9 protein-coding genes and 1 tRNA gene are annotated in these 7,040 nt (G+C 65.1%); 7 read left to right on the top strand and 3 right to left on the bottom strand.

Annotation, left to right across the window (positions count from 1 at the left end; all coding sequences use genetic code 11):
- Positions 1-234 precede the first annotated feature (234 nt).
- The 7 genes from QZ994_RS17700 to QZ994_RS17670 all read left to right on the top strand — a co-directional run bounded on the left by QZ994_RS17700 (position 235) and on the right by QZ994_RS17670 (position 5,115).
- The gene (locus tag QZ994_RS17700; RefSeq protein ID WP_290874785.1) at positions 235-717 is read left to right on the top strand and encodes a lipoprotein insertase outer membrane protein LolB; all 483 of its coding nucleotides are present in this window, start codon (positions 235-237) and stop codon (positions 715-717) included.
- Between the two features lie 14 nt (positions 718-731).
- Entirely contained in the window at positions 732-1,625 is an 894-nt protein-coding gene (gene ispE, locus QZ994_RS17695; protein ID WP_290874782.1) for a 4-(cytidine 5'-diphospho)-2-C-methyl-D-erythritol kinase, read from the top strand.
- 162 nt (positions 1,626-1,787) lie between these two features.
- Positions 1,788-1,864 (top strand) — tRNA-Gln (locus tag QZ994_RS17690).
- A 174-nt stretch (positions 1,865-2,038) separates the two neighbouring features.
- On the top strand, positions 2,039-3,001 hold the full coding sequence (locus QZ994_RS17685) for a ribose-phosphate pyrophosphokinase (RefSeq protein ID WP_290874779.1): 963 nt from the start codon (positions 2,039-2,041) through the stop codon (positions 2,999-3,001).
- 82 nt (positions 3,002-3,083) lie between these two features.
- Positions 3,084-3,707 (top strand): 50S ribosomal protein L25/general stress protein Ctc, encoded by a 624-nt coding sequence (locus tag QZ994_RS17680; RefSeq protein ID WP_290874776.1) that lies wholly within the window; start codon positions 3,084-3,086, stop codon positions 3,705-3,707.
- Positions 3,708-3,813: 106 nt separating this feature from the next.
- Positions 3,814-4,464, top strand: coding sequence for an aminoacyl-tRNA hydrolase (pth, locus tag QZ994_RS17675; protein ID WP_290874773.1), 651 nt, complete (start codon positions 3,814-3,816; stop codon positions 4,462-4,464).
- 93 nt (positions 4,465-4,557) lie between these two features.
- Positions 4,558-5,115: a DUF4124 domain-containing protein gene (locus QZ994_RS17670; RefSeq protein ID WP_290874770.1), complete on the top strand. Its 558-nt coding sequence runs from the start codon at positions 4,558-4,560 to the stop codon at positions 5,113-5,115.
- Positions 5,116-5,180: 65 nt separating this feature from the next.
- On the opposite strand, the gene QZ994_RS17665 is transcribed toward QZ994_RS17670, so the two are convergent.
- From QZ994_RS17665 to rsmD, 3 genes are all read right to left on the bottom strand, one after another.
- Positions 5,181-5,489: a YfhL family 4Fe-4S dicluster ferredoxin gene (locus tag QZ994_RS17665; RefSeq protein ID WP_290874767.1), complete on the bottom strand. Its 309-nt coding sequence runs from the start codon at positions 5,487-5,489 to the stop codon at positions 5,181-5,183.
- A 12-nt stretch (positions 5,490-5,501) separates the two neighbouring features.
- Positions 5,502-6,035: a pantetheine-phosphate adenylyltransferase gene (gene coaD / locus QZ994_RS17660; protein ID WP_290874764.1), complete on the bottom strand. Its 534-nt coding sequence runs from the start codon at positions 6,033-6,035 to the stop codon at positions 5,502-5,504.
- Between the two features lie 99 nt (positions 6,036-6,134).
- Positions 6,135-6,878 (bottom strand): 16S rRNA (guanine(966)-N(2))-methyltransferase RsmD, encoded by a 744-nt coding sequence (gene rsmD / locus QZ994_RS17655; protein ID WP_290874761.1) that lies wholly within the window; start codon positions 6,876-6,878, stop codon positions 6,135-6,137.
- Between the last annotated feature and the right edge of the window lie 162 nt (positions 6,879-7,040).

Raw genomic sequence — 7,040 nt, 5'->3', positions numbered from 1 at the left:
TCCTGACCGCGCGCCATCAGCGTCTTGGTTTCGTCCCAATCGCCACGCTTCATCGCGCCATCGATGGTCCAGTCCTGGAAGCCATAGATATTGGTGAAGATGCGGTCCTTGTCTTCGAGGATACCGACCATGACTCAGCTTTGCGGATCGAATGGATGGGCGCGCACATAGCGCGTCCGACAAAAGATGACATAGGCGAAAAGCGCCCAGGAGACGCCGATCACCGCAAGACCTGTGGACACCGCCCAGGCCACCACCCCGGCAGGCGTCAACCTTCAGGGCCAGATGAGCCTCAAGCTCGGCGCCTGGGGCAGCGAAGGCGCCAAAGGCATCAGCCTGGGCTTTTTCCTGCAAGGCAACGAAGTGGCCGGACAGCTCGACCTCATGACCGCCCTGGGCAGCCAGATGGCCAAGGTCAGCTGGCAAAGCGACCAGACCTGGCTGGAAGACACCCAGGGTCGCCACAGCTTTGGCTCGCTCGGCGAACTCAGCCAGGCCACACTCGGCGAGGCCCTGCCCCTCAAGGCCATGCTGCACTGGATGCAAGGGCGCCCCAGCCCGCACCTTCCTTCTCGCCCGGGCCTCGAAGACGGCCTGTTCGAGCAGGCCGGCTGGCAAGTCGACACCCGTGACTTCGCGCGCCACCGCCTGCAAGCCCAGCGCCCGGCCACCCCTGAACAACGTGCTGTGGCCCTCAAGATCTACCTCGACCTCTGACCCGCCCTCCCGCCATGCCCAGCCTCACCGACCTGCCCGCGCCGGCCAAGGTCAACCTCTTTCTGCACGTGACCGGCCGCCGCCCCGATGGCTACCACCTCCTGCAGTCCGTCTTCATGCTGATCGACTGGCAGGACACACTGCACGTGCACACCCGCAGCGATGGCGCCCTGCGACGCCACGACCTCGGCCCGGCCTTGCCCGCCGAAGACCTCTGCCTGAAAGCCGCCCGCCTTCTGCAGGCTGAAAGCGGCGTGTCGCTGGGATGCGACATCGAAATCCAAAAGCAGGTGCCCTGGGGCGCAGGCCTCGGTGGCGGCAGTTCAGATGCGGCCACCGTGCTGCTCGCGCTCAACCAGCTCTGGGGCCTGCACTGGCCCCGCGCCCGCCTCGAGGCACTGGCCCTCAGCCTGGGCGCCGACGTGCCCTTCTTCGTGCGCGGCCACAACGCCTGGGTCGAGGGCGTGGGCGAACACATCACCCCCATCGCCCTGCCAGCCGAGGTGCTCGACACCCCCCTGGCCCTGCTGAAACCGCCTGTGGCTGTGCCCACTTCCGCGATTTTTGGCTCGCCGAATTTGAAACGCGATTCAGAGCATGCTATAGTTGCGTTCTTTCTTGCAGAGCCCAAGTGCTTCGGTAGAAATGACCTGCAGCTTCCAGCGGAAGCCTACAGTCGTCAGATCGGTCAAGCGCTTGAGATCATGCAGAACCGTTTCGGCAACAGCCGGATGAGCGGTTCGGGCAGCACGGTGTTTGCCTGGATGAACGACAGTTCTCCCAACACCCCATGCCCGCCGTCATTCAGCGCAACCGATCTGGGTCTGAATGAACTCGATTGGGTCGGTCGTGTCGTTCACGGTCTGACTCAGCACCCGCTGCTTGATGCACTGGATCCGATTGCGTGATCTGTCATCAAAAAACAAACGGTGCTGAATAACAACAGACTTGCAAACAACGCAAATAACCGGCTATACTTCGAGTCTCTCAACAAGAGAGCAGCTTACAAGGCTGTAGCGACAGAGCAAGAAATGCTGTAAAGCAAATCAAGCATGCGCTGCGACCTGTGTAGGGGAGTCGCCAAGTTGGTTAAGGCATCGGATTTTGATTCCGACATGCGAAGGTTCGAATCCTTCTTCCCCTGCCAAATGTTTCACTGTCCGGCCTGATGGCCGGACACCTCACCTGCCCCACCTTCCGCGAAGGCTGATGCAAACCGAGGCACCTGGAGGTGTCGCCTGGTTGCTCCCGAGGGCAAGGTGATGGGTTGATGAGGTCTCGCTTCATCGTCACGCCCAAACCGTTCACACGGCCCCCTCCCATGCTTGCAGATACCGTACTGTTCACCGGCAACGCCAATCCGGCGCTCGCTCAGGAAATCGCCACCAATCTGGGTATCTCGCTGGGCAAGGCTTCGGTCGGCCGCTTCTCCGATGGTGAAACCACCGTCGAGATCCAGCAGAACGTGCGTGGCCGCGAAGTCTTCGTGCTGCAGTCGACCTGCGCCCCCACGAACGACAACCTGATGGAACTGATGGTCATGGTCGATGCGCTCAAGCGCGCCTCGGCCCAGCGCATCACCGCCGTCATCCCCTACTTCGGCTACGCCCGCCAGGATCGCCGCCCGCGGTCCACCCGCGTCCCCATCTCGGCCCGCGTCGTGGCCAACATGCTGGAAGCCGTCGGCGTTAACCGCGTCCTCACGATGGACCTGCACGCCGACCAGATCCAGGGCTTCTTCAACATCCCCGTCGACAACATCTACGCTTCGCCCGTGCTGCTGTCCGACCTGCAGGCCAAGAAGTACGAAGACCTCGTCGTCGTGTCGCCTGACGTCGGTGGCGTGGTGCGCGCCCGCGCCCTGGCCAAGCAACTGGGTTGTGACCTGGCCATCATCGACAAGCGTCGCCCCAAGGCCAACGTGTCGGAAGTGATGCACGTCATCGGTGAAATCGACGGCCGCAACTGCGTGATCATGGACGACATGATCGACACCGCCGGCACCCTGGTGAAGGCCGCCGAAGTGCTGAAGGAACGTGGGGCCAAGAGCGTGTACGCCTATTGCACCCACGCCGTGTTCTCGGGCCCGGCCATTGATCGCATCAAGGCCTCGCACCTCGATGAAGTGGTGATCACCAACACCATCCCCCTGGCCGAAGCCGCCAAGGGCACACCGAAGATCCGCCAGCTGTCGACGGCCTTCCTGTTCGCCGAGACCATCCGTCGCATCACCGACGGTGACTCGGTGACCTCCCTCTTTTCGGAACAGAACAACAACTTCTGATCCGTTTCCCTGACCGCGGCCCTGTGCTGCGGTCTTTTCTCTGGCGCCTGGTCGCGGGCGCCTTACCCACTTGGAGCATTCCATGAAATTCACCGCTTACGAGCGCAATCTGCAGGGGACCGGAGCGAGCCGCCGCCTGCGCATCACCGGCAAGACCCCTGGCATCGTTTACGGCGCCGGCAAGGCCCCGCAAAACATCGAGCTGGACCACAACGCGCTGTACCACGCCATGCGCAAGGAAGCCTTCCACTCGTCCATCCTCGAGATGGAACTGAATGGTCAGGTTGAAAAGGTCCTGCTGCGCGACTACCAGGCTCACCCGTACAAGCAACTGGTGCTGCACGTCGACTTCCAGCGCATCGACGCCACCACCAAGATCCACAAGAAGGTTCCGCTGCACTTCATCAACGAAGGCGAATCCACCGCCGTCAAGATCGACAAGTGCATCATCAACCACATCGTGACCGAACTGGAAATCGAGTGCTTCGCTGAACAGCTGCCCGAATTCCTGACGGTGGACCTGGCCAATGTGGTCAAGGGCCAGACCCTGCACGTGGACGACCTGCAACTGGGCGCCAACATCAAGGTTCTGACGCACGGCCGCAAGAACCCTGCGATCGCCACCGTGGTCGAACCCGTGGAAGAAGTCATCGCCGCACCTCAGGCTGCTGCCGAACCCGCCAAGGGCAAGAAGGGCAAGAAGTAATTCTTGCTTCTGCTTCGGGCCGACGGTTCTCCGTGGGCCCTGGGTCAAGCCCCGCTTCGGCGGGGCTTTTCTTTTTGTGGACGCCATCGCGACAATCGGCTTCATCATGATTCGACTCTTTGTCGGCCTGGGCAACCCCGGCCCTGAATACGAAGACACCCGCCACAACGCCGGGTTCTGGTACATCGACGCCCTCGCCCGCCGCCTGGGCGTGCACCTGCAGCCGGACCGCGCATACCACGGTCTGGTCGCTCGGGCCAACACGCCTCAGGGCCCCGTCTGGCTGCTGCAACCCATGACCTACATGAACCTGTCTGGCAAGTCGGTCGGCGCGCTGGCACGCTTTTTCAAGCTCAACCCGGACGAGGTGCTGGTCGCCCATGACGAACTCGACATGCCGCCAGGCCAGGTCAAATTGAAGAAGGGGGGCGGTCACGGCGGCCACAACGGCCTGCGCGACATCCACGCGCAACTGGGCTCGCCCGACTACCACCGCCTGCGCCTTGGCATCGGCCACCCTGGCGTGAAAGCCGAGGTGGCGGCCTATGTCCTGCGCAAGCCGCCCCAGGCCGAGCGCGAGGCCATCCACAAATGCATCGACCAGGCCATGGGCGCCACGGAGGCCTTCCTGGCCGGGGACCTGGCCAAGGCCACCGCCCTCGTGCACGCCCAACCGCAGCGTCCCAAGCCCCCTCGCAAGCCTGCCCCCGAGAAGACCGACGCCGGCACGCCAGACACACCGGCCGCGAGCGACTGAACAGCGCATTCTTCAGGCGGCAGCAAGGGGCAAAGACCCCGCTCCGCCTGGGCGCGCACCCACCCCACCGATCACCCCAGGGAGGAGACCGACGTGATCCATGCAAGACCTTGCAGCCCCATCCACCGTGAAGCCACATCCCTGCGAGGGCGGGCCAATGTGATCAGTGTGATCAAAGGGGGCGTCGTGGCGGCCTGCCTCGTGCTGCACACCTGGGCGATGGGTGCCTCCAGCACCACCCCGCCCTCCCGACCGGCGCCAGCGGGTTCAGCCTACCGCTGCACCGACGCGGGCGGCAAGGTGAGCTACAGCCAACTGCCCTGCGGACCGGATGCCGACACCTTGCACGTGGCCGACGCGCGCAGCCCAGCCCAACGCAAGCAGGCGGAACAAATGCGCATCCGAGACGCCAAGCTGGCGCGCAGCCTGCGCAAGGCGCGGATGTCGGCGGCAGCCCATGCACCGGGGCCGACCTTGCTGGCCACGCACCGACCGCTGCCTCAACCGGAAGCCTCCCAGGCCCGCAGCGAATCGGGGAAATCAGGCCACAGAACCCGGAAGCACCGAACCAGCTCCCCCTATTTCACGGCGCGCACACCGATCCAGCCCAAGGTACCCGCCATCCCGGCGGCCAAGGTGACCACGCCCTGAACGCAGGACGTTGCGCGCCCTTTTGCCAAGGTCGCGACCGGGTCAAGCGCTGGCCAGCTCCGGCGTCAGGCCTGAGGCAAGGCCTGCAGGGCTGCGGCCTGCTCTTCGGTGGCCACCGGCTTGCCAGCCTGCGCCTGCAGGTGGAAGTACTTCTGCATCAGCTGCACCTTGGTCTCGACGTGCTCGGGGTGCACCGGGATGCACTCCACCGGGCAAACCTGCACGCACTGGGGCTCGTCAAAGTGGCCCATGCATTCCGTGCACTTGTCGGGGTCGATGACATAGAAGTCTTCGCCCATCGAAATGGCCTGGTTCGGGCACTCGGGCTCGCAGACGTCGCAGTTGATGCACTCTTCGGTGATGGTCAGCGCCATGGTCCGCTCCGCTCAGCCGGCCTGTTGCGGGTTCTGAGCCGCGGCAGCCCGGTTGGCAGCCAGCCGCGACTGCAGGCGGGCCAGCACGCTGGGCGCCACGAACTTCGAAACATCCCCTCCCAGCATGGCGATCTCGCGCACAAAGGTGCCCGAAACGAACTGGTACTGGTCGGAAGGCGTGAGGAACACGGTCTCGACGTCGGGCATCAGCTGGCGGTTCATGCCCGCCATCTGGAACTCGTACTCGAAGTCGCTGACGGCACGCAGCCCCCGCACCACCACCTTGCCGCCATGACCGACCACGAAGTCGCGCAGCAGGCCCGAGAACGCGATGACCTCGACGTTGGGGTGCTCGCTGGCCAACTCCTTGGCCATGGCCAGGCGTTCTTCCAGGCTGAACATGGTCTTCTTATGGTGACCCGCGGCCACGGCCAGGATCAGGTGGCCAAACAGGCGGCTGGCGCGCCGCATCAAGTCGGCATGCCCCAGGGTCATGGGGTCGAAGGTGCCGGGGTAGACGGCGGTCAGGGGCGTGGACGAACTCAATCTGGGCTCCGGGCGGGGCAGGAAGCGCGGGCGCCAGACTGGGGCACCGCGTCACGGGCAGGAGTGTAAGGCGAGGGGGCGAGCCGCAACAGCGTGGCCTCAGCCCGCCATGCGCTGAAAAAGGTGAAAGTGCACCGCGCCTGCCTGGCCATGCCGGTGGAGTTGCAGGCTGGCCGGCAGGGGCTGGGTGGCGTGCTCGGCAGGCTGCTGGCCCTTGGCGGGCTTCGGGGGCGGCACCGGGCCGTACGGCCGCGGGGCCTCCAGGTAAATCCAGCCCCCAGGCACCACCACCTCGGCGGCTGCGGCCAGGGCGGCGTCAAAGGCCTCGTCTTCAAACGGTGGATCGAGGAAAACCAGGTCGAAGCCAGCGTGACGGGTGGGTTGGCGCATCCAGGCCAGGGCATCGGCCTGCTGGATCTGCACCTGCTGGTCCGCCTTGAGCCGCGCCTGCACGCCCTTGAGCGAACGCACCAGGGCGGCATCGCGCTCGAGCAAGGTCACCGATTCGGCGCCGCGGGAGGCAGCCTCCCAACCCAGTGCACCAGTGCCGGCAAAGGCGTCGAGCACCCGCCAGCCGCCGAGGTCCTGCCCGAGCCAGTTGAACAAGGTTTCACGCACGCGGCTGGGCGTGGGGCGCAAACCGGCCGACACCGGCACGGGCAGAGGCGTGCGCTTCCACTGGCCGCCCATGATGCGAACCTCCTGCGCGGCCTTGGCGGCGACACGGGCGGCATCGCCAAGGGCCTTGGACGAGCCCAAGCCCGCCTCCTGGCGGCGCCCTGGCCTGGCCTCGGTGGCATCGGAACGGGCGGCAGGGCGACGGGGAGCAGAAGAGGAGCGCATGGCGGCATTGTAAAAAGGGGCCGCGCCCTACAATGGACGGATGTTCAGTTTCATCAAGAAAAAGCTGGGATGGGGCAGCACGCCGGCCGAGGCACCCTCGGCACCCGATGCCGCCGCAACCACCCCTGCCAGCCCCGCAGACGCCCCGGCCTCTGCGCCCGC

The sequence above is a fragment of the Aquabacterium sp. genome, assembly GCF_021768455.1.
In the GTDB taxonomy this organism is placed as follows: domain Bacteria; phylum Pseudomonadota; class Gammaproteobacteria; order Burkholderiales; family Burkholderiaceae_C; genus Aquabacterium.
The sequence above is the reverse complement of the archived record's forward strand: the minus strand, read 5'-3'. Positions and strand labels throughout refer to the sequence as shown.

What these genes read in the sequence shown, in the direction of transcription:
- ispE (WP_290874782.1), top strand. Translation starts at nt 732, where the DNA reads ATGCCCAGCCTCACCGACCTGCCCGCGCCGGCCAAGGTCAACCTCTTT.
- QZ994_RS17685 (WP_290874779.1), top strand. Translation starts at nt 2,039, where the DNA reads ATGCTTGCAGATACCGTACTGTTCACCGGCAACGCCAATCCGGCGCTC.
- QZ994_RS17680 (WP_290874776.1), top strand. Translation starts at nt 3,084, where the DNA reads ATGAAATTCACCGCTTACGAGCGCAATCTGCAGGGGACCGGAGCGAGC.
- pth (WP_290874773.1), top strand. Translation starts at nt 3,814, where the DNA reads ATGATTCGACTCTTTGTCGGCCTGGGCAACCCCGGCCCTGAATACGAA.
- QZ994_RS17665 (WP_290874767.1), bottom strand. Translation starts at nt 5,489, where the DNA reads ATGGCGCTGACCATCACCGAAGAGTGCATCAACTGCGACGTCTGCGAG.
- rsmD (WP_290874761.1), bottom strand. Translation starts at nt 6,878, where the DNA reads ATGCGCTCCTCTTCTGCTCCCCGTCGCCCTGCCGCCCGTTCCGATGCC.